The organism is Geobacillus sp. Sah69 (assembly GCF_001414205.1).
Classification (GTDB): Bacteria; Bacillota; Bacilli; order Bacillales; family Anoxybacillaceae; genus Geobacillus; species Geobacillus stearothermophilus.
In genome coordinates this window covers 1-20656 of sequence record NZ_LLKS01000067.1, presented here as the reverse complement: position 1 = coordinate 20656, position 20656 = coordinate 1, and the positions used below count along the sequence as shown (strand labels likewise).

Below are 20656 nucleotides of genomic sequence, written 5' to 3'. Positions count from 1 at the left end.
GTTCAGGGAAATATTGATGGGAAAGGGATTGAAGGAAGGAAAAGCCATCAAAAAAACGGCCGGATCCCTACGTTCCAAAAAATCCGGCCGTTTCTTGTATGTGAACTACCCACCACCTACGCTTCGCTTAGAGGCGGGGGCTTCAAGCGACTTGTGTGTGTTCGCTGAACGGTAAGCCACACACAAGAACCCTTTACGCTTCCCTTCGTTCCGAAGGTGTCCGTTCTAGCCATATTCTATCCTATTCGTTGGCTAACGCCAACCGACATTCATCTCCCACTTTCACTGGTGCTGGCGCACCTTCACGTTTAGAAGTAGAAGACTTCTTTCGGAGGGAAGTTAAATGGTATACCCTTGCAGCTCAAGCTGTTTGCGGATGCGCGGATTCAACGTTTGCCACATCCATTGTTGGTAGAGCGCTTTTTTCTCATTCGACGATAAATAATAGCGCGTTCCGGCTTGGCGGCGCGCGCGCTCAGTCACATCGTACAGCGCCAGCGCCGCGGCAACGGAAATGTTAAAGCTTTGGACGAAGCCGTACATCGGGATGACGAACGTCCCGTCTGCGAGTTTCAGCGCCTCATCGGATACGCCGCTATGTTCGTTGCCAAATAAAAGCGCCGTCGGTTTGGATATATCGATGTCGGAAAGAGGAATCGTCCCCTCGCCAAGATAGCTGGCATACACTTGATACCCTTGCTGTTTTAAGTCGTTGATGGCGGTTTCGATATCAGGCTGCCGGTGAAGCGTCAGCCATTGGTCAGCATGGCGCGTCACGAGCCGGTTTGGCGAAAATGGCGCTTTTCCCGTGACGATATGGATGTCTTGAACGCCGAACGCCTCGGCTGTCCGCAGCACCGCTGCCTGATTGTGCGGGTCGTCGACCGCTTCAATCAAAACCGTAATATAACGGGTGCGCTCGTTAAGAACGTCATACATTCGTTTTAATCGTTTCGGCAAAATTATTTCCCAAACCGGACGCGTCTGCTCGGTCAGCAGCCCTTCTTGCTGCAGCTGGGCAAGAAACGTCTTCATGTCCCGTTCTTCCATGTCGATCACCTTCGCTCCGTTCCTCTTCGCCTGTGCTTTCCTATTGTACAAAATAGGATGCCGCTGGGCAATCTCGATCATTCCCTTAACTATTCAAACTATTCTATAAATAATATTTTGGAAACATTGTTTATTTACAAACTATCATTCATGCGGCTGCCGGAATCATTAACTTCGTCGTCTTGACTGCGGCTTTATCGTCATGCAACAGCGGCATTTTCAGCACGAGCCGGATAATGGCGAAGCAAAACGGGGCTGACCCAAAAGAGCGGTAATGCTCCTATCTGGGGCGACATAGAAAAATAGACCAACACGAAAAACCCGGTAAAACCGAGGATTTCAGAGGTGGTCTCTTTCACATACTTCGGTTACATTTCATCAAAAAGGGACTTTTGAGTCAGCTCCGTTTCCTTTTCATTTGTTGGCAACTGCACAACCCGTCCCTCATCTTTCTTTGACGCCGATGTACGCCTGGCGCGGGTGGTTCGGCTGATCCGGATATTTCAATCGGATTTTCCCTTCGTCGACCAGCTTCCCTAAGTAGTTGGTGCGCAGCCCATCCGGCGTCCGTTCCAACAGCGTCGCCAACTCTTTCAGCCGCAGCGGTCGCTCGCAGCACAGGCGGACGATCATCTCTTCCATAACCGCCGGAGCCAACCGCTTTTTTCGACGTGCTAGTTCTGCCATCTCCCACAGCCGCTCATCGATCGCCTCGTTTCTCTCTTCTTCCTCCCTTTCATCAACAGATATAGCATTATTTACGGAGTTTGGCGTTTTATTAACGGAGTTTTTACCTTTATTAACGGAGCATGCCGGGATATTTACGGAGTCAACCTCGTTTTTTACGGAGTTCGCCCCCCTATTCAAGGAGTTCATCGAGTTGTTTACGGAGTTTTGTTCGATAATAACGGAGTTGAGCTCCTTATTTACGTAGTTGGCCTCGTTACTTCCGAAGTCCACGTCATGTTGATCCGCACCGTGTTCTATCCATGCTTGTTCTTGCTGTTGCAATGATTCATTGATTTCTGTTTCAATTGTCGCCCCCGCCTCAGCTGGAAACAACAATGGGCATAACGTCACGATCGTGCGGTCTGGATTCATTTGCTGCAAAATATCGACCGGCTGGACAAGCGCCCGTTCCTGCCAATCATGCATGCGCTTCAAACCGGATCCTGCGCGTTTGCATACATCGATCAACAAAAACATTTTAAAGATGTTCGGATTGCGCAGATTGCTCATTTGTCCAGCCATAGCGGCTTCAATTGGCAGGCGGAACCGGCCCGGGTTGGCAAATCGAAACGCCCCGTCCTCTTTTTCAACGGTAATGCCGCCTTCTTCCCCGTAATCGGCATGAACGATGGCATTAGCGAGCGCCTCAGCGAGCAGAGCACGCCCTTCCTCAAGCCAAACGTGGCGCTCCAACTCCGCCAACACGCGGAAATAAAAATCATAGGCGTTGCCGGACCACGTTCCATCCTGCGATGTGAACCGCTTCGCCCATCCTGCCGCCTTTGCACCGTCATATTCCCGGTATTCTAAAAAATATTGCGGCAGCACCTCGGTAATGATCCGCTCTTCGCTGAACATCACGAGTCCGGCGAGCGTCAGTCCTTCTTTGCTGCTGTCGCGCAGCTTGCCCCAAGCGCCGATTTTGTATAAAAACTCTTTCGTCTCAAGACTGTTCCATGGATGCCCCGGTTTGGCGCGGGCAAACTGCTCCCGGTAATGGCTGACGGTCTCAAAATTGAGCTCGCTCAAGCTGTAATGCTCTAAAATAAAGCTGTCTGCCAACCCATTGGCGCGTTCATGAAACGAATGTGTATATTTATTCACTCTTGATCTTCCTTTAACATTATTTTTGCAAAACAGTCTTGACCTCTTTTTTTCTATTGTACCATCTTTTATTCTCCTTGCGGACGATTGCCAAAAAAAGAAAAGGGTTGTGGATATGTGGAATAACGGTCCATGGCAAAGAGCAAACTATGGAAAACCACTATTGACAGGCAAGGAGGCATCCGTATGTCATCCCTCCCTTCGGTCATAGAGCCGTATTGGCGTGATTCCGTGCCGCTTCCGTCCTTCCCGAAGCTCGAAGAAGACGTTTCGGTCGACGTCGTGGTTGTAGGCGGCGGCATCATTTACGAGCACACGTCGGTCGCCGACATTGAACAAGGAGAGCGGCTGTCCGTCGTGACGCGCAGCAAACGGCGGGTCACATGCGACCACGTCGCCGTCTGTTCCCACTTTCCGTTTTATGACGGCGGATTTTATGTTTCCCGCATGTATGCTGAGCGCTCGTATGTCATTGCCATCACAGCTGCAGAGCCATACCCGGGAGGCATGTACTTGAGCGCCGACAACCCGAAGCGCTCGGTCCGTTCCGCAGCGGCAAATGGCGAGACGCTTATTCTCATCGGCGGGGAAAACCATAAGACCGGCCAAGGGGTGCCGACAATGCGCCATTATGAGGCGTTGTCCTCGTTCGCCTCGCAGTTGTTTACGGTAAAAGACATTCGTTACCGTTGGTCGGCCCAAGACTTGAGGACGCTTGATAAAGTGCCATATATCGGCCTGATGACGGCAGGGACGCCAAACATTTATGTCGCGACAGGGTACCGGAAGTGGGGGATGACAAACGGCACAGCGGCGGGGATGATGTTGTCCGACCTCATTATCGGCCGCGACAACCGGTATCGCGACTTGTACTCTCCGTCGCGCTTTTACGCCGACCCGAGCGTGCGGCAATTTTTCACGACAAACCTCGATGTCGCCAAACACTTGATCGTTGGAAAAATCGAACTAGCTGTTCGCCAGCCGCAAGATTTGGCGCGCGGAGAAGGGGCGGTCGTCTCGGTCAACGGGAAACGGGCGGGCGCCTATAAGGACGAAGCGGGAACGCTTCATGTCGTTGATACGACGTGCACCCATATGGGCTGCGAGCTGGAGTGGAACAGCGGCGGCAAGACGTGGGACTGTCCATGCCATGGCTCGCGCTTCTCGATCGATGGCGATGTGATCGAAGGACCGGCGAAACAGCCGCTCGCGTGCATTGAACTTGATGACGCGAAGTGACGCGCTGACGCGAGACGGCGGCGCATGCAGAACATCGTTGCAGTGGACATGTCGACCTTGAATTCCAATGGGGGTTGGGAGCGTATATTCCTAACCCCCTTATCGTTTTCATTTGCCGATCGCGCATTTCGTGATAAGATGAAAATGAGAGTGGACTGTACGTTACATGATGTTTTCGGGAGGGATGACGCATGGACTTTGAACCGATTTTTCTCACCCCTGTCTTCCAAGAACGGATTTGGGGCGGCACGAAGCTCGCCGAACGATTCGGCTACGACATTCCGTCTTCGCAAACAGGGGAATGCTGGGCGGTGTCCGCCCATCCGCACGGACAGACAGTCGTCGCCCGCGGACCGTTTGCCGGGATGACGCTTGGTCAATTATGGGAGGAACGCCGCGATTTGTTCGGCCACTTCCCGTCTGATCGCTTTCCGCTGTTGACGAAAATTTTGGACGCCAACGCCGACTTGTCCGTCCAAGTCCACCCGGACGATGAATACGCCAAAACGCATGAAGGCGGAGAGCTCGGCAAAACGGAATGTTGGTACATCATCGATTGCAAGCCGGGCGCTGAGCTCATTTACGGTCATTACGCCGAGACGAAGGAGCAGCTGCGCGCCATGATGGAGGCGGGGGAGTGGGAGCGCTTGCTCCGGAAAGTGCCGATCCGCCCGGGCGACTTCTTCTATGTCCCAAGCGGCACGATCCACGCCCTTTGCGAAGGAACGCTCGTCCTCGAGACGCAGCAAAGCTCGGACACGACATACCGCGTCTACGACTACGACCGTGTCGACAGCCAAGGGCGCAGGCGGGAGCTTCATCTTGACAAAGCAATAGATGTCACGACTGTCCCGCACCGCGACATCGACATCCGCCCCCATGTTGCCGAATTCCCGGGCGCGACTGTGACGACATTCGTGGAAGGCGACTACTTCGGCGTCCAAAAATGGGACGTCCGTGGCGCGTTCGAATCAGAGCAGGCAAAACCGTTTCTCATCGTCAGCATCCTCGAAGGCGAAGGCGAGCTTGTCCGCAAAGGACAGACATACTTGCTTCGCCGGGGCGACCATTTCATTTTGCCGCATCAATTCGGCCGTTTCACCATTCGCGGCTCCCTCCAGGCGATTGCGTCGTGGCCGCGGACAGGCAAATAAACGACTGACTTCCTCAACCAATGGGTTGCAACATACAAAAAAGGTGTCCTCTTGCCTTTGGGACACCTTTTTCTATTGTCCACCCGAGAAGGGGACGGCTGAACAGAACATGCCGTTCAACAATAGGATTTCACCCTTGAAGAAATCCCATCATCTTCCCCGCTTAGGAGAAAGATGTCCCTTTCATTTGACCGAGACGATACACAGAGGCAATATGCCGCGCCGTTTGCGTCACATACTGTTCCGCCTGCTCGAACGCTTTCTCAAGCGGAATGACGCCGGGAACAATTGTAAAGAGGGCGTCAATGCCATGGTCTAAGACGACCGCACTGTCGTCGCCTAACGAACCGGCGATGCCGATGACCGGGACGCCGAACTGCTTCGCCGTTCTGGCGACACCAATCGGCGTTTTTCCGAATATCGTCTGTCCGTCGATCCGTCCTTCACCGGTAATGACTAAATCGGCGCCTTTGACGCGCTCCGCGAGCTGAACCGTCTCGATCACAATATCAACGCCGCGCTTCAGCTCAGCCGGGAGGAACGCAAGCAGCCCCGCTCCCAAGCCTCCGGCCGCGCCGGCGCCGGGAATGTCGCCGACTTGTTTGCCGAGTTCGCGGCTGATGACGTCGGCATAGTGCGTCAAGTTCTGGTCGAGAACCGCGACCATATCCGGTGTCGCCCCCTTTTGCGGGCCGAAAATGGCGGACGCGCCTCTCGGTCCGGTGAGCGGATTATCGACATCGCATGCGACATCAATGCGCACGTTCTCTAGACGCGGATCGAGCCCGGACAAGTCGATCGACTGCAAATAAGCGAGCGCTCCGCCTCCCGGACCGATGTCCCGGCCGTCTTCGTCCAAAAGCCTTCCCCCAAGCGCCTGCACCATGCCGGCCCCGCCATCGTTTGTCGCGCTGCCGCCAATGCCGATAATCAAATGAGTGGCGCCAGCGTCAAGCGCTGCTCGGATCAGTTCTCCCGTCCCCCGTGTCGTCGTCACCAACGGATTACGCCGGTCGCGTGGGACAAGGTGCAGCCCCGAGGCAGCCGCCATCTCGATGACCGCTGTCTTCCCGTCGCCGAGCAAGCCAAAAAACGCCCGCACCGGCTCACCGAGCGGTCCGGTCACGTTCACTTCCACGATGCGGCCGCCAGTCGCATCAACAAGCGACTGCACCGTCCCTTCCCCGCCATCGGCCATCGGCACTTTCACGTACTCAGCTTCTGGAAACACCAACCGGAACCCGCGTTCCACCGCCTCGGCGACTTCGAGCGCCGAGAGGCTTTCTATGAACCTCCCCCACTTACGCCTGTAGGCGTTGAAGTGGGGGTTTCTTGCCTTTTTCTTTCCGGGTGTTTCACGATACACCGGGTTTCCCGTGTATCTCGTGACCAAGCACGGAAACACAACAGAAAGAAATAGCAAGCAACATCATGCCAAAGCATGAAGGGTGGGAACTCACCATCTACTACTTCTCGCTTACGCGATCCGTAGATACTTGTGGTTCGTTATTTTCATCGGTCGGAATTCTCCATATAAGTGTTTTGTAAGAATATTGCATGCCGAATGGACATCCCGATGCTGAGAATAACCACAAGCACAAATAAAATTTCTAGAAGAAGGTTTTTTCTTCTTCCCGCAAACAGGACATGTTTGCGTGGTATACGATTCATCCACTTTTTCAAAAGTGATGCCTTTGGCTTCTAGTTTGTATTTCAAATAGTCGTAGACACGAGTGTTGATTATCCAAAATTATACATACGCCTTCCATAAATTTGGGCATACTCAAACAAAGCAGCGGCCATCCCGGATTTCCAATCGAGAGGAAGCTGCCCAGAGAAAAAACGGCGAACGAACGAAATGAAGGAAAGAGAGACGTTCGTCTGTTTTTTGGTTTGATCATACAGCCATCGCAGCAACACATACGCGATGAACGCCGCAAACAGTTGGTTGTATACCGCATTTTCCGTCGTGCCAAACAAGGTCGGGACATTCAGATATTGCTTCACCCAACGGAAAAAGACCTCAACAGTCCAACGTTGTTGGTACATGTCGGCAATGGTTTCCGCAGACGCATGGAAGAGGTTCGTCACGACCCGAATGTCGCGGCCATTCGCATCTCGAAAGATCACTACCCGGTGACGCTTGGTGGAGCGGCATTGTTTCGTCCCCAACTGGCACGTGAAGTCGGCTTGAACCGATGAGGATGTGCTGGAAAGGCGTTTCAAGCTTTTTTTCTGATGAAGTTCGATGTTGTCCTTCATTCGAATGACAAAGAGCTGATGCTGCTCCACAAATCGATCGAGGCGTTCGATTTTGAAATACGCCCGGTCTTCCACGAGCACTTGTTGAGCGTTCGTCAACTGTTCTCCCACCGGGCCATCATGACGCAGTCCGATGGTTTCCACCACGTCTGCCGGCAGCGAGGATTCCGGCGAATACGCGACGTGCAGCTTCACTCCGGCGCGTTCGCCGTGATATGGCGCCCATGGCAGGCGGTTTTTCCCGACCGTGACGGTCGTCGAATCCACCACCCGAAGCGGTTTGGGAAACCGAAGCGAGCGGCGGGTTTGGCGGTTGCACTTGGAAATGATCAACGCCAACAAGCGTTTCATGATGTCATAGGGAACTTCTTTCGCTTTCTTGGATACTGTGGAATAATGGAATCGCGGCAATCCATACAGAGGCCCCACATCGGCTCCGTGGCGAAAGCTTTTCCATTGATGCATGGCGGCCAGCAGGAAGAAGTGAATCAACTCGCGCAACGTAAAGGTTCGAGACGAATCACGATACCCAACCGCTTCGGCAATCAGTTGAATCTCTTCATCCGAAACAAGTTTTTGCATCAAATTCGGGAGTGTGGTATGCTTGTTCATAGAGAGCACCTCCTGGGTTTGTTTGTGTCGTTACTCACATTCTACAGGAAAGGTGCTCTTTTTTCTATACCCTTTGGATTTTATTGGATAATCAACACGCCTGAGTCGTAGAGTTTGCCAAAACACCAGTTCGATAATTTTTGGTTCACCAATTTGGATCGCTTTTTCTTTTTGTTGCGCTGGACGCCTTCGACATCGCCTATCATGAAATGTTTGACGTTTTGTTCCAAACACCAATCGACCAATTGTTTGGTCGTTTTATGCAAGCAGTCTTTTAATTGCGCTTCGCTTTTCGATAAAATATATTGCTTCGCGCGGTTATATTTTTTCCATTTACGCGAACCTTTTTTACATTTGGACATCTTTTTTTGCAGTTCTGCTATTTTTTTATTTCGAAGGCGATGAATGCTTCTTATTTTTCTACCGGTGATGATGATGCTGCTTCCGTTTTCGCTGACGGCACTAATGGCGTGAATTTCGCCAGGATCACCGGCAGCGATAGTTCCTTCTTTTTTAGTAGTTGGTTGTTCACCGTTTTCATAACTGAGGCAAAGCATGAGTTTCCAATGTTTCGCATCAAAAATGAGTTCGATTTCTTTGACAGTGCCGTTTGGAATTTGTTCTTTATCGATTTTCACTACAATAGGAGGTTGGTTTTTTCTTTCCCAGCGACCCATTTTCAGTTCAATGGTCCCATTTGGGTGAATGATAAATCCGTTATTTGCCCATTTCGTGTTGAAATATTTTTTCTGTTTGTACGGATATTTGTTATCTAGCCCTTTTTGTTTGGCTTTTTTGGCGCTGTCTCTGGCGTTCAAATATTTATGGCATACGGCTTGAATGCTTTGGCTATGGATCGGGTATTTGCCCTTCGTTTGTTTTTGAAGTTCGGTTTGGTTGATCCATTTTCCATTATTCTTTAATGCATAGTTTTTGGCAATGACTAAACAGTCATTCCAAATTTGAGCCGATATTCGGTTGCATTCGAATAATCGATCGATATCTTTTTTTGATGTTTGAAAAGGTATTTTGACCGTTCGATACATCCTTTCACCTCCTTACTTATAATATAAAATATAAATATGAATAATCGAAAATCTATATTCTTTTTTCATCGATTCTCCCATTTTTTTACTTTTTTTGATCAAAAGTAAAAAAAGGACGCCGCGTATCCCCCGCCTACGCTTCGCTTAGAGGCGGGGGACTTGCGGCGTATGGGTTGTTAAAAAAGAAAGCGGCTAAACAGCAGCCAGCCGCCTTCTTTGACACGAATCCATGCATGAAACAAGAGATCGCCCATTCTTTGGCAAAACGAACCGGTTCCGACTCCTCTTGCTCAGTTCGCCGCCTCTTTACTCCCCAAGCGACTGCGCCGCGGTGATGAGCGCGAGCTTGTAGGCGTCTTCGGCGCTGCAGCCGCGCGATAGGTCGTTGACCGGCTTGTTCAGCCCTTGCAAAATCGGGCCGACCGCTTCAAAGCCGCCAAGGCGCTGGGCGATTTTGTAGCCGATGTTGCCCGCCTCAAGGCTCGGGAAAATAAAGACATTTGCGTCCCCTTGAATGACCGAGTCCGGCGCTTTCTTTTTCGCCACCTCTGGCACAAACGCGGCGTCAAATTGAAACTCACCGTCAAGGATCAGATCCGGCGCCATTTCTTTCGCCAACCGCACCGCCTCAACGACTTTTTCCGTCTCCGGCGACGAGGCCGACCCTTTCGTGGAAAAGCTTAACAGCGCTACGCGCGGCTTAAGGCCGAACATTTTGGCCGTCCGGGCGCTCTCGACCGCGATTTCAGCCAAATCTTGACTGTTAGGAGCAATGTTGATGGCGCAATCGGCAAACACATATTTTTCGTCGCCGCGCACCATGATGAACACGCCGGACGTTTTGCCAACGCCTGGCTTCGTTTTAATGATTTGCAAGGCTGGTCGGACCGTATCCGCCGTCGAATGTGCCGCCCCGCTGACGAGGCCGTCGGCCGCTCCCGTATAAACGAGCATCGTACCGAAATAGTTTTCATCGAAAAGCAACTCGCGCGCCGTTTCTTCTGTCACTTTCCCTTTGCGCCGCTCCACAAACGCCGAAACTAGCTCATCAAACCCGCCGTAGCGGCGCGGGTTGACAATCTCCACCCCTTCAAGCGGCAAGCCAAGCGCAGCTGCTTTCACCCTTATCGCTTGCTCATCGCCAAGGACGATCGGCTGAAGCACTTGCTCCGTCGCCAAACGGCTCGCCGCCGTTAAGATGCGGTCATCGGTTCCCTCGGGAAACACGATTTTTCGACCCGTACCGGTTACTTTCGCTTTTAATGCCGTAAATAAATCGGTTGTCACGATCCAATCCTCCTTATGCTAGGGCCAGCCCGCCCCGGTTAAGGCACGCCCGGCTCATTTCGGCATCCACAAGCCATTTCCACTATTAAGCATACCGCTTCTCGCCAGAAATGCAACGCAGGTAAGCCTTTACAACAAATAATTCAACTTTTGCTACAATTCAGTCTACTTCCACTTTGATGCGCTGATAGCCGCTTTTTTGGCCAAACTATGATATAGTGGTACTGTACAATTGATTGAATAAAGGAGTGACGATGATGAGCGAAGCGGCCCAAACGTTGGACGGTTGGTATTGTTTGCACGATTTCCGCACGATCGACTGGAGCGCGTGGAAAACACTTCCAAACAAAGAGCGCGAGGCAGCGATCAGTGAGTTTTTAGCGCTTGTCGACCAATGGGAGACGACGGAAAGCGAGAAGCAAGGAAGCCATGCCGTCTACACGATCGTCGGGCAAAAAGCCGATATTTTGTTCATGATTTTGCGGCCGACGCTGGATGAGCTGCATGAAATCGAAACAGCGCTTAACAAAACGAAACTCGCCGACTATTTATTACCTGCGTATTCGTACGTTTCGGTCGTGGAGTTGAGCAACTACTTGGCGTCCGGCAGCGAAGATCCGTACCAAATTCCAGAGGTGCGCCGCCGTTTGTATCCAATTTTGCCGAAAACGAACTACATTTGCTTCTATCCGATGGACAAGCGGCGCCAAGGCAACGACAACTGGTACATGTTGTCGATGGAACAGCGGCGCGAACTCATGCGCGCCCACGGCATGACCGGCCGAAAATACGCCGGCAAAGTGACGCAAATCATCACTGGCTCCGTCGGCTTGGATGATTTTGAATGGGGCGTCACCTTGTTTTCAGATGATGCACTCCAGTTCAAAAAGCTCGTCTATGAAATGCGCTTTGATGAAGTGAGCGCCCGCTTTGGCGAGTTTGGTTCATTTTTCGTCGGCACCCGGCTGCCAGTGGAAAAGGTACCTTCTTTCCTCCATGTATGAAGCAAAGCCCCGAACGATACGGGGCTTTGCTTCGTTTTCGCTGCTTTTTGGACAATCATCCCGCTTTTCTGTCATATGCGGCCTGACCGCTCCATACACATAAAAACAGAAAATCTCTTCAGAAACATTCTATTCGTGTGTCACCATTTTCCTGTTCCATCAATAGCCTATTACTGTCGAAATTCACAACGACTGAGGTGACGATATGGGTCAGATCGCTCCCTCCATTGTAGCCCACACAGAAGAGGAAGTGAAGTTGTTGGCTCGGCTCATGCGAGCCGAAGCGGAAGGAGACGGGCGGCTTGGGATGCTCATGGTCGGCAACGTCGGCGTCAACCGCGTCATCGCCGACTGCCTTGACTTCCGCGGCATCCGCACTATCCGGCAAATGGTGTTTCAAAGCCCGGGCGGCTTTGAGGCGGTGCAAAAAGGGTACTTTTACCAACAGGCGCGCAAAGTGGATATAGGCCTAGCCCGCCAAGTGCTCCGCGGTTGGCGCTACCACCCAGCGACAAACGCCCTTTGGTTTTTTAAACCACCTGAAGGTCAACCGTGCCCACCGCAATGGTTTGGCCAGTGGAACGTCGGCCGCTACAAATCGCATTGCTTTTTTGCACCGACTCCATCCGACTGCCCACGTGTCTATTCTTAATATTGAGGAGGGTTCTTTATGCCGAACAATCCAGAAAATCAATTTTATCCACTTGATGAGGAGCAACAATCATTTTATTATTCGCCGTTCGGTCAAGAACGACAACAACCGTATGCATCCTATCCATACGGCTATCCGTATCCGCAGCCGTACTATCCGGCGGCATACCTGTATTATTACTATCCGCAAGCGGCTGCCGCTCCAATGATGACACCGGCGACAGCCGCCGCTCCGACGTTCGGTTTGCAGGCGCCGACGTTTACGGCCCCGACACCGATGCCGACCACCACCGGCCCATCGATTCCAGGGATGCTGCCGATTGAAGAATCGTACATTGAAAACATTTTACGGTTAAACAAAGGAAAAGTCGCCACTATCTATGCGACGTTTGAAAACAACCGTGAGTGGAATGCCAAGGTGTTTCGCGGCGTCATTGAAGCGGCTGGACGTGACCATGTCATTTTAAGCGACCCACAAACAGGCACACGCTATTTGATCCTGATGATTTACCTCAATTACGTCACGTTTGAAGGAGAAATCGCCTACGAATATCCGTTTGCCGGTGCCTCCGCCACGCCGCTCGCCTCCTATTCGCCGCGCTGAGTGCAAGCGAAAAACCGATGTTCGATGAGCAGGCTGCCCCAGGGTAGCCTGCTTTTTTTCATCCGATGCGACGTCCATCACAAGTTGCTGACGCCCAGTTGTCTATCATGGTGGCAAACGAAACAAAAAAGGTGCCTTCTATGATTGGGACGGCGCGTGATTTCCTGTTCGGGGTACACCTTGCCCGCGCTTCGCTTACAGCCATTTCAACGCCGCATAGCCGATCATCACCCAGGCGACCAAAAAAGCGACGCCGCCAAACGGAGTGATCGCGCCAAGCGGCTTAATCTGCGTTACACTTAATACGTACAAGCTCCCGGAAAACAACACGATGCCGGCGAACATCACCCAGCCCGCCGCACCGATCAGCCCGACATTTGGCGCCTTGCCAGCGAGCAATCCGACAACAAGCAGCCCTAATGCGTGGAACATCTGATATTGGACCGCCGTTTTCCAAATCTCCAAATAACGATCCGGAATCTTCCCTTCAAGCCCGTGCGCGCCAAACGCTCCCAATGCGACGGCTAAAAACGCATTGAGCGCGCCGAGAAGGACGAATGTTTTCATAACTGTTCCGCCTTTCTAATGAAAGATTGTTTTCCCTCATTCATTAATAATAATGGGAATGTTCCCCGACAACAAATTACTAATGAATGTCAGCCACTTCACTCGACAGAACCGGTCAATCGGGGGCGCCACCGGCAAGACCCGCATCCAAGCCGGTGAACCGCTTCTTGTTTTTTGGCGCAAACAAAGGCAAGCGATTCAACGGAGTTCTGTTGATCAACATTCCCCGTGGAGAAGACCGTTTTCCACGGTGTTTCGTTGCCCCCTCAAAAATCCAACAACGACTCCCCGTTCGCCTCATCGTCAATGTCGGGAGAACGTCCTCCGACAGAAACACCCCCAAGCGAAAGCCCGCCAGCAACCGAAATCGGCCCGCCGACGGCAAGCGACTCTGTCGAGACAGACGGAACGGACGGCTGCGGCTGGCCTGTCGTTTCCAGCATCAAATCGCATAAAACGCGAATGGCAGCGACATGTTCACGCATCCGCTGCGGGTCATGGGCCGCCTTTGCCTTGCGCAATTCGTCTTCCATTTTGGCGACAACCGCCGCCAAAGAGATCGTCATGATATCTTCCCCCTTTCTTCATTCAGCGCGGGCGCCGATGTTCTCGATTTGCCAATCGATCGGTTCGCGTCCGTGCTTGGTTAAAAACGCGTTCGTCCGCGAAAACGGGCGATGGCCGAAAAAGCCGCGCGCGGCGGAAAACGGGCTCGGGTGCGGCGCTTCAATAATCAGATGGCGCGGATTCGTAATCCGTTCTTTTTTCTCTTGCGCGTTCCGGCCCCAAAGCAAAAAGACGACCGGATCGTCTTTTTCGTTGACGAGCTCAATGACGCGGTCGGTGAAATATTCCCACCCTTTGCCGCGATGGGAGTTCGCCTGGCCGCGGCGGACCGTCAACACCGTGTTTAACAACAGCACCCCTTGCTCGGCCCATTTGACGAGATAGCCGTTATCTGGTATATAGCAGCCAAGGTCGTCATGCAGCTCTTTAAAAATGTTCGCTAAGGACGGCGGCACCGGTACGCCCGGCTTGACGGAAAAACTAAGCCCGTGCGCCTGTCCCGGGCCGTGGTACGGATCTTGCCCGAGCAGCACGACTTTGACGTTTGCATACGGTGTATAATGAAGGGCGTTGAAAATATCGTGCATATCGGGATAGATCGTCCGCGTCCGGTACTCCTCTTTTAAAAACTCGCGCAGCTTTAAGTAGTACGGCTTTTGAAACTCCTCTTCAAGCAGCGGAGCCCAGTCGTTTTTGAGAATCGGCATTGCGAGCAACTCCTTTGCCATCGGCTTTTTCCCTTTTATCATTGTAGCCCAAAAGACACCAGCGTCAAAGCGAAGTGAATGTTCAGATTGAGGCAACCATAGCGAAACCTGTTTCCCCAACAGGAAATGCGCCAATCCCCTGCCGCAGCCAAACCGGAACACGCCGGTCGCGGCAGGCGGAATAGAGGACAAAAATCTCCTTTTTTATTCTCTTCGCCCATTGTTTCCATCTTTCCATCATCATGTCCCCTTTTCATTCGACATTCCCTGTTTCAACAAGTATAAAATATGGGTATAGAAAGCGTAAACGCCAAAGGCCGGACAAGCTAAGCCGTCGGCGCCAACGCAACACCGGGATATCCATCAAACGCACAGTGGGGTGAAAGAAATGGATCAGAAACAATTCCGTCTTGTTCATGACGAACAGCCGGATCGGCACGTTGTATACATAAAAGGCGAACTGGACCTGGCGGCAGCCGAGCAATTTCAACACACCGTCGAACCGCTCGCCGGCGATGCGTCCAAACCGCTCGTTCTTCGTCTCGAAGATTTAACGTATATTGACAGCACCGGGATCGGCATGTTTGTAGCGCTGTTAAAAACGCGGCATCAACTCGGGGCGCCGTTTGCCATTGAAAACGTGCCGACGAAAGTGCGGCGTCTGTTCGATTTAACTGGAGTATCCTACTTTTTTCCGAAATGAACGATGCGTCAGAAAGGATCGGAGGCCAATCATGAAAGAGCACGAAACGATCGTACAGCTGTCGATTCCAGCCGATGCACAGTTTCTTGACATCGTGCGTTTGACGTTATACGGGCTGGCTACCAAAATGGGATTTTCCTATGAAGAAATCGAAGATATGAAAGTCGCCGTCTCCGAAGCGTGCAACAACGTCGTGCTTCACGCCTACAACGGAAGAAGCGGCGATATTCACCTCCGTTTTAAGATGAGCGCCGATGCGCTTTCCATCGTCATTAAAGATGAGGGAAAAGGGTTTGACTACAAACGGGCGATCAAACAGGCGGCGTCGCTGTCCGGCAAGCCACTCCAAGATGTGAAAGTCGGCGGCCTCGGCCTCTTTTTAATGGAAGCGCTCATGGATGACGTCCGCGTCACGACCAAAGGCGGAACGGAAGTCCGCCTGACGAAATTCCGCCTTCACGGCGAAGGAGAGCATGCCCATGACTGTATATCCCCCTCCTCTGTCCAAGAGCAAGCTTGACGCCCTTATTTCCGCCTATCAACAAACGAAGACGGAAGAAGCGGCGACAGCGTTGCTCGTGCGTTTTGAGCCGCTCATTGCGGCCGCAGCGAAAAAAATGGCGCGCAGCCGCCCTGATTTTTACGAAGACTTGTTTCAAGTCGGCCGGCTGTCGTTTTTGCGCCTTCTTGACCATTACGACCCGAACCAAGGAACAAACTTTGAATCGTATGCGATGAAAAGCTTGATCGGCTATATGAAAAACTATTTGCGCGACAAAGCGTGGTATATCCAAGTGCCGCGCCGGGTGAAAGAGAAAGGAAGCAAAGTGCAGCAAGCCATCGACGAACTGACCGTCAAGCTCGAGCGGTCGCCGAACATAGATGAAATTGCCGCCCATTTAGGCTTATCGGTGGAAGAGACGATCGAGATTTTAGCCGGCCGCGACCATTACCAGGCGATTTCGCTCGACGCCCCGGTGCAAGACGGGGAAAAGGATGCGACGACGATCGGTGAATTCGTCGCGGATGAAGCGAACGAAATCGAGTCGCTGATCGAGCGAATGGATTTAGAGCAGGCGATCGGCAAACTGAGCGAGCAAGAACAAATCGTCATCGACGCCGTCTTCCGCCGCGGCGAGACGCAACGGTCGCTCGCTGAACGGCTTGGCGTCTCGCAAATGACAATCAGCCGCATTCAAAAGCGGGCGATCGAAAAGCTGAAACGGCAGCTGGCCGCTGCCTACCCGTCGTAACAGCCAAAAACGCCGCCGCCGGCCGGCTAGGGCGGCATCAGCGGCGGCGGAGCAACAACAACGTCTGGTCGTCTTTTTGTTCGTATTGGTGGTACGCCTTGATATGCTCGTACAAATCGCGGACGATTTGCGCTGCCGGCTGGTCCAAATTGACGCGGGCAACCATCGAGGCGAGGACGGAAAAATCATCGTCCGCCTCTTCGCCGCGTTTTTCGGTCACCCCATCGGTGTACAGCAGCACAAAATCACCCGGCTCGAGCACTACCGACTTCGTCTCAAACGAAAATTGCGGAAACAACCCGAGCGCGCACCCTTTCGCGTGAAGCGGCACGCATTGTTTCGTTTTCGCCCGGTACCAAAGCGCCGGTTCGTGCCCAGCGCACGCGTACGAGAACGTATGCGTCTTTTCGTTGTAATTGCCGACAAACATCGTGACAAACATCGACGGCTCGGTGTAGTCGTAGGCGAATCGGTTCAGCAGGTCAAGATACACGTGCGGCTGCGTTCCGTAATGAACGGTCCGGTCCAGAATAAATTTCATCAGCGTCATGAGCATTGCCGCTGGAATCCCTTTTCCCGATACATCGGCAATGCAAGCTGAGACCGATGTTTGATGGACGGCAAAGTGGTAGAAATCGCCGCTCAACACTCGGGCAGGGACGCTGAGGACGCTGATGTCGACGTACGAAGGCAAATCCGCCTTCGACGATGTCTGCAAAAGCGCCCGTTGCATATTCGCGGCAAGCGACAGTTCAAAGTCGAGTTGTTCGCGTTCACGCTCAAGCCGCTCTTTCTCTTTTTTCTCCGTCATGTCGCGCAAAACGGCGACAAGCCCTGTCAGCGCACCGTTTTCCATCACCGGCGCCAGCGTGTAGCCGACCGGCAGGCACACGCCGTCATGGCGGCGAAACGGCTCCTCCTCGACGCGAATCACCTCGCCGCTTTTCAGCTGTTTGACAACACGGCGCAGCCGCTTCCAGTCCCACTTGTCGCCGTCTGGCCCGGCGAGCGAGACAAAGGAAAACAGCGGCTTCCCTTTCGCTTCCTCCGGATCAAGGCCAAGCAAACGGCCCGCTTCCGGGTTCATCCATACGATCCGGCCGTCGCGGTTTAACATCATCAATCCCTCGCCAAGGGCGTTCGCCATCATTTCCAGCTGCTGTTTGTGCTGTTTCAGCTCCACGTACGGTTTTTCGACCGTCTCGACGTACATTGCACGCACGACATACAAAAATCCGGCCATTTCATACAGCTGCCCCCATAGCGCATGGCCGCCGCCAAGCATAAGCAGCCATTGGCCGAGGGCAAATAATAGAAGCGCCATAGACCAGTATAGGGAAGCGGGAGCCCTCCCTTGCCGAAAACGCCGCCATGCGAACACGGCCGCCGCTGCATCAAGCAAACCGACCGCTCCTTCCCCTGCGCGCCACCAAAACGGCCAGCGGCTCGTCCCATGCGCCGGCCAAAACGGGGACGTGATGTGGATGAACAAACTAACAGCCGCCGTATACAAAAACGCGGCCAAAAACGCCTGCCAGCGTTGCCCGCTTTGCCGTTCCATCACCTCATCGCGGCGCGAAAACAGAAAAAGAAGCCCCCAGGCAAGCGTCAATCGGGCCGAGAGCGAAAAAGGGGACGCTTCCACACCATCAGATGCAAAAGACAAGACAACATGCAGCGAAAACAACAAGCCTGAGGAGAAAAACAGCGCCCCCATCATCAGCCGCTCCATTGACAACGTATGCGGAAACACAGACCATCCTTGCACGGCGACAAGCCAACAGACGACAACGGCGGCAAGCCCTAAAGCAAGATGAATAGAATGATAGAATCCGGGCGAAACAGGCAACCGGCCGGCCGCAAACAGAAGCAAGCCAAACATTCCGGCCGCCAGCACGGCCATCGCGCTGTGCAGACGCACCAGGCGATATCGTTCGTATTCCTTCACCAACGAGGAACCTCCACTCTTCATTCTATATGGCTTATTATACCATACGGCTCCCCGCCAGCGTATATGAACGTCACGGCCGTTTGGTTTGTCCAATAAAAAAGGAGCCTCTCCGGATGAAGAGGCTCCCAGGCCAAGTTTGCGGCCATTTTCCGCGCAATACCCGTTCTCCCGTTAAAACGTGTGCGCCAAGTCTTTCGCCCGGGCGATGGCGTTCGCTTTGATTTCTTCCGCCTTTTCCGGCACCGCCGCATGCCCTTCGACAAATACCATTCTATTGGTGATGGGAGATATCCTGCAACGACAAAATAATGGGAATGTATAGCGCAAAAAAATATTGCAGCGTGGCCGAACTTTAAGGACAAGATGTGATACAATCATGAGCGTGGCGGTGTGAACTACCCCCACTTAATTTTCTAGCGAAAATTTGAAGTGGGGGCTTCCAAAGAAGTTTGACTGCTTCAAGCAATCCTTATTCTTTGAGGCGTGTCCACTTCGCCGCTAGAGCATAAGACACTCAGGTCTACAGCTTTACTTTTCTTTAAGATGTTTAATGCGCCATTGACATCCTGTTTACGAGTGGTGCCTTTGATTTTTTGCTTATCTTTTATGCTTTGAAGTCTGGCATTTTCTTTGTTAAACCATTGATTTATACTTTTTAATCTCCGCCCATCAATGATAAATGATCTGCCGTCTGATGTGACACAAGTTTTTACTGAATCTATCCTATTTTCAGCAAAATATAGTTAAGGCGATTCATCTCCCACTTACTCCGCTTCGCTTCGTTGAAGTGGGAGTCTTCTCGCCTAATTAAGATAAAACGAAGGGAAAGGGGGGAATAAAATGGAATCAGATGCTATTCAACGCGAACGATTACGTTTAAACAAAGTGGACAAAAAGGTAAAACTAGATGAATGGCATCCAAAGAATATTGACGACGTATTTATGACGTATTGACATTTCCCTAGGTTTTTTCTATACTTAGAGTACAAAATAAGTTGTCTGTCTCGTCACAGACCATTTCACACGTGAAAAAACGTGGATTCGTTTGTTTTGACAACGGAGAGGAGCCTAAATGGTTCCTCTCTTTGCATATTATCGCCAAGAGAATCATAACCTAATGATAAGTTGCCTGCCGCGTCGCAGGCCATTTCACCCCGTCAGCGGGGAATTCATGGTTTTTGCCCCAGTACTTCGGTGCTGGGGTTTTATGTATTTATCGAGGAAAATTTCTCACGAAGAAATAGGGACTTTATTGATCAGGCTATACCATACGGCTCCCCGCCAGCGTATATGAACGTCACGGCTGTTTGGTTTGTCCAATAAAAAAGGGTAACTATTCAGCCACATCATAAAGTGAGCTGAATATTTTCTTCTTTCCTTGTCTATGATGTGAATACTGATAGACAAGGAGGTGAATCACATGTTGACGGTACAACAAGCTGTATTTACAGTTGAGAGCTTAATCGGCAAAGTCCAACAACAAAAGCAGCTCATTACTCACCAGCAACAAGTCATTGAGCAACTGTTGAAAGAAAACAAACAGCTACGCAAAGAAAATGAACAACTGAAGTACCGTGTTCAAGAGCTGGAAGCACGCACGAAAAAAAACAGCTCCAATAGCCATTTGCCCCCATCTTCTGACCGTTTTGAGAAAAAGCGTTCCTCCCGCGAGCCGTCTGGCAAAAAGCCTGGTGGGCAAGAGGGACATGAGGGGAAGACGCTCCGTCAAGTGGAACATCCACATCATCGTGTCGTCCACCGTGTGCATACGTGTCAAGGATGTGGAGCTTCTTTGCGTGAAGTCAAACCGTTCAAAGTCGATATCCGTCAAGTGTTTGATGTCCCTCCTGTGGCGATCGAGGTGACACAACATGAACGTGAAGTGAAATCGTGTCCACATTGTCGATGCGTGCAACAAGCCGAATTCCCATCCCATGTCACGAATCATGTGCAATACGGTCCACGGCTCACGGCGCTCGTTGTTTATTTACATCATATCCAATTGATCCCGTACAAGCGTTTAAGTGATACAATCGAAGCGTTATATCAACACTCGATTAGTACAGGAACYCTTGCCAATATGGTGAAACGAGGACGCGAAGCGCTGGAATCAAATATGGACATCATCGAAGACGCCTTACTTGAATCCAACATCCTGCATGTCGA

At 51.9% G+C, this 20656-nt stretch carries 19 protein-coding genes and 5 pseudogenes; 10 read left to right on the top strand and 14 right to left on the bottom strand.

The genetic code is table 11. The features are described 5' to 3' along the window. Positions 1-339 precede the first annotated feature (339 nt). Positions 340-1050 (bottom strand): RNA methyltransferase, encoded by a 711-nt coding sequence (locus AP057_RS14505; protein WP_055359065.1) that lies wholly within the window; start codon positions 1048-1050, stop codon positions 340-342. A 146-nt stretch (positions 1051-1196) separates the two neighbouring features. Here AP057_RS14505 and AP057_RS17200 point away from each other — a divergent pair. Next, positions 1197-1319, top strand: a pseudogene (locus tag AP057_RS17200) (hypothetical protein); the annotation flags it as partial. Between the two features lie 175 nt (positions 1320-1494). Here the strand turns inward: AP057_RS17200 and AP057_RS14500 are convergent. Next, positions 1495-2883 carry an ATP-binding protein gene (locus AP057_RS14500; RefSeq protein ID WP_055359064.1) on the bottom strand — a complete coding sequence of 463 codons (1389 nt, stop codon included), beginning with the start codon at positions 2881-2883 and terminating at the stop codon, positions 1495-1497. Between the two features lie 294 nt (positions 2884-3177). Here AP057_RS14500 and AP057_RS14495 point away from each other — a divergent pair. Together AP057_RS14495 and manA are read left to right on the top strand one after the other, a co-directional pair. After that, positions 3178-4122, top strand: a pseudogene (locus AP057_RS14495) (FAD-dependent oxidoreductase); the annotation flags it as partial. Positions 4123-4313: 191 nt separating this feature from the next. Next, on the top strand, positions 4314-5276 hold the full coding sequence (manA, locus tag AP057_RS14490) for a mannose-6-phosphate isomerase, class I (RefSeq protein WP_033008876.1): 963 nt from the start codon (positions 4314-4316) through the stop codon (positions 5274-5276). A gap of 163 nt (positions 5277-5439) precedes the next feature. Here manA and AP057_RS14485 read toward each other — a convergent pair whose 3' ends face one another. From AP057_RS14485 to pta, 5 genes are all read right to left on the bottom strand, one after another. Next, positions 5440-6564, bottom strand: a complete 1125-nt coding sequence (locus tag AP057_RS14485; protein ID WP_055359072.1) for a glycerate kinase — start codon at positions 6562-6564, stop codon at positions 5440-5442. 189 nt (positions 6565-6753) lie between these two features. Then, entirely contained in the window at positions 6754-6951 is a 198-nt protein-coding gene (locus tag AP057_RS16735; protein WP_235468596.1) for a transposase, read from the bottom strand. A 65-nt stretch (positions 6952-7016) separates the two neighbouring features. Next, the gene (locus AP057_RS14480; protein ID WP_015375695.1) at positions 7017-8150 is read right to left on the bottom strand and encodes an IS4-like element IS5377 family transposase; all 1134 of its coding nucleotides are present in this window, start codon (positions 8148-8150) and stop codon (positions 7017-7019) included. 80 nt (positions 8151-8230) lie between these two features. Next, positions 8231-9196 carry a transposase gene (locus AP057_RS14475; protein WP_055359062.1) on the bottom strand — a complete coding sequence of 322 codons (966 nt, stop codon included), beginning with the start codon at positions 9194-9196 and terminating at the stop codon, positions 8231-8233. A gap of 306 nt (positions 9197-9502) precedes the next feature. Continuing rightward, on the bottom strand, positions 9503-10483 hold the full coding sequence (gene pta, locus AP057_RS14470) for a phosphate acetyltransferase (protein WP_055359061.1): 981 nt from the start codon (positions 10481-10483) through the stop codon (positions 9503-9505). A gap of 257 nt (positions 10484-10740) precedes the next feature. Between pta and hemQ the strand changes: the two genes are divergently transcribed. The 3 genes from hemQ to gerQ all read left to right on the top strand — a co-directional run bounded on the left by hemQ (position 10741) and on the right by gerQ (position 12742). Then, entirely contained in the window at positions 10741-11487 is a 747-nt protein-coding gene (gene hemQ / locus AP057_RS14465; protein WP_055359060.1) for a hydrogen peroxide-dependent heme synthase, read from the top strand. A 205-nt stretch (positions 11488-11692) separates the two neighbouring features. Further along, positions 11693-12139: a cell wall hydrolase gene (locus AP057_RS14460; RefSeq protein WP_033015418.1), complete on the top strand. Its 447-nt coding sequence runs from the start codon at positions 11693-11695 to the stop codon at positions 12137-12139. 18 nt (positions 12140-12157) lie between these two features. Beyond that, positions 12158-12742 (top strand): spore coat protein GerQ, encoded by a 585-nt coding sequence (gerQ, locus tag AP057_RS14455; protein ID WP_055359059.1) that lies wholly within the window; start codon positions 12158-12160, stop codon positions 12740-12742. A 195-nt stretch (positions 12743-12937) separates the two neighbouring features. Here gerQ and AP057_RS14450 read toward each other — a convergent pair whose 3' ends face one another. The 4 genes from AP057_RS14450 to AP057_RS17325 all read right to left on the bottom strand — a co-directional run bounded on the left by AP057_RS14450 (position 12938) and on the right by AP057_RS17325 (position 14821). After that, complete coding sequence (locus AP057_RS14450) at positions 12938-13309, bottom strand: DUF423 domain-containing protein (RefSeq protein ID WP_015376087.1); 372 nt, start codon at positions 13307-13309, stop codon at positions 12938-12940. Between the two features lie 266 nt (positions 13310-13575). Then, positions 13576-13875, bottom strand: coding sequence for a YwdI family protein (locus AP057_RS14445; RefSeq protein ID WP_011232887.1), 300 nt, complete (start codon positions 13873-13875; stop codon positions 13576-13578). An 18-nt stretch (positions 13876-13893) separates the two neighbouring features. After that, positions 13894-14583 (bottom strand): uracil-DNA glycosylase, encoded by a 690-nt coding sequence (locus AP057_RS14440; RefSeq protein WP_011232888.1) that lies wholly within the window; start codon positions 14581-14583, stop codon positions 13894-13896. 82 nt (positions 14584-14665) lie between these two features. Then, positions 14666-14821: a hypothetical protein gene (locus AP057_RS17325; RefSeq protein WP_158225554.1), complete on the bottom strand. Its 156-nt coding sequence runs from the start codon at positions 14819-14821 to the stop codon at positions 14666-14668. 150 nt (positions 14822-14971) lie between these two features. Between AP057_RS17325 and AP057_RS14435 the strand changes: the two genes are divergently transcribed. Genes AP057_RS14435 through AP057_RS14425 form a run of 3 tightly spaced genes read left to right on the top strand, consistent with a single transcriptional unit; the run spans position 14972 to position 16539 of the window. Next, positions 14972-15286, top strand: a complete 315-nt coding sequence (locus tag AP057_RS14435) for an STAS domain-containing protein (protein ID WP_235468592.1) — start codon at positions 14972-14974, stop codon at positions 15284-15286. A gap of 31 nt (positions 15287-15317) precedes the next feature. Further along, the gene (gene rsbW / locus AP057_RS14430) at positions 15318-15806 is read left to right on the top strand and encodes an anti-sigma B factor RsbW (RefSeq protein ID WP_033015409.1); all 489 of its coding nucleotides are present in this window, start codon (positions 15318-15320) and stop codon (positions 15804-15806) included. Continuing rightward, positions 15766-16539, top strand: coding sequence for a sigma-70 family RNA polymerase sigma factor (locus AP057_RS14425; RefSeq protein WP_033011024.1), 774 nt, complete (start codon positions 15766-15768; stop codon positions 16537-16539). The genes rsbW and AP057_RS14425 overlap by 41 nt, the downstream gene beginning before the upstream one ends. 37 nt (positions 16540-16576) lie before the next feature. Here the strand turns inward: AP057_RS14425 and AP057_RS14420 are convergent, their stop codons facing one another. The 3 genes and pseudogenes from AP057_RS14420 to AP057_RS16725 all read right to left on the bottom strand — a co-directional run. Next, on the bottom strand, positions 16577-18487 hold the full coding sequence (locus AP057_RS14420; RefSeq protein ID WP_055359071.1) for a SpoIIE family protein phosphatase: 1911 nt from the start codon (positions 18485-18487) through the stop codon (positions 16577-16579). A gap of 174 nt (positions 18488-18661) precedes the next feature. After that, positions 18662-18757: pseudogene (locus AP057_RS16730) on the bottom strand (FMN-dependent NADH-azoreductase); the annotation flags it as partial. Positions 18758-18948: 191 nt separating this feature from the next. Continuing rightward, positions 18949-19212 (bottom strand): annotated as a pseudogene (locus AP057_RS16725) (transposase); the annotation flags it as partial. Between the two features lie 698 nt (positions 19213-19910). Between AP057_RS16725 and AP057_RS14415 the strand changes: the two are divergent. After that, positions 19911-20656 (top strand): annotated as a pseudogene (locus AP057_RS14415) (IS66-like element ISGst1 family transposase); the annotation flags it as partial.

What these genes read in the sequence shown, in the direction of transcription:
- AP057_RS14505 (WP_055359065.1), bottom strand. Translation starts at nt 1,050, where the DNA reads ATGGAAGAACGGGACATGAAGACGTTTCTTGCCCAGCTGCAGCAAGAA.
- manA (WP_033008876.1), top strand. Translation starts at nt 4,314, where the DNA reads ATGGACTTTGAACCGATTTTTCTCACCCCTGTCTTCCAAGAACGGATT.
- AP057_RS14480 (WP_015375695.1), bottom strand. Translation starts at nt 8,150, where the DNA reads ATGAACAAGCATACCACACTCCCGAATTTGATGCAAAAACTTGTTTCG.
- AP057_RS14475 (WP_055359062.1), bottom strand. Translation starts at nt 9,196, where the DNA reads ATGTATCGAACGGTCAAAATACCTTTTCAAACATCAAAAAAAGATATC.
- hemQ (WP_055359060.1), top strand. Translation starts at nt 10,741, where the DNA reads ATGAGCGAAGCGGCCCAAACGTTGGACGGTTGGTATTGTTTGCACGAT.
- AP057_RS14460 (WP_033015418.1), top strand. Translation starts at nt 11,693, where the DNA reads ATGGGTCAGATCGCTCCCTCCATTGTAGCCCACACAGAAGAGGAAGTG.
- gerQ (WP_055359059.1), top strand. Translation starts at nt 12,158, where the DNA reads ATGCCGAACAATCCAGAAAATCAATTTTATCCACTTGATGAGGAGCAA.
- AP057_RS14450 (WP_015376087.1), bottom strand. Translation starts at nt 13,309, where the DNA reads ATGAAAACATTCGTCCTTCTCGGCGCGCTCAATGCGTTTTTAGCCGTC.
- AP057_RS14445 (WP_011232887.1), bottom strand. Translation starts at nt 13,875, where the DNA reads ATGACGATCTCTTTGGCGGCGGTTGTCGCCAAAATGGAAGACGAATTG.
- AP057_RS14440 (WP_011232888.1), bottom strand. Translation starts at nt 14,583, where the DNA reads ATGCCGATTCTCAAAAACGACTGGGCTCCGCTGCTTGAAGAGGAGTTT.
- AP057_RS17325 (WP_158225554.1), bottom strand. Translation starts at nt 14,821, where the DNA reads ATGGAAAGATGGAAACAATGGGCGAAGAGAATAAAAAAGGAGATTTTT.
- AP057_RS14435 (WP_235468592.1), top strand. Translation starts at nt 14,972, where the DNA reads ATGGATCAGAAACAATTCCGTCTTGTTCATGACGAACAGCCGGATCGG.
- rsbW (WP_033015409.1), top strand. Translation starts at nt 15,318, where the DNA reads ATGAAAGAGCACGAAACGATCGTACAGCTGTCGATTCCAGCCGATGCA.
- AP057_RS14425 (WP_033011024.1), top strand. Translation starts at nt 15,766, where the DNA reads ATGACTGTATATCCCCCTCCTCTGTCCAAGAGCAAGCTTGACGCCCTT.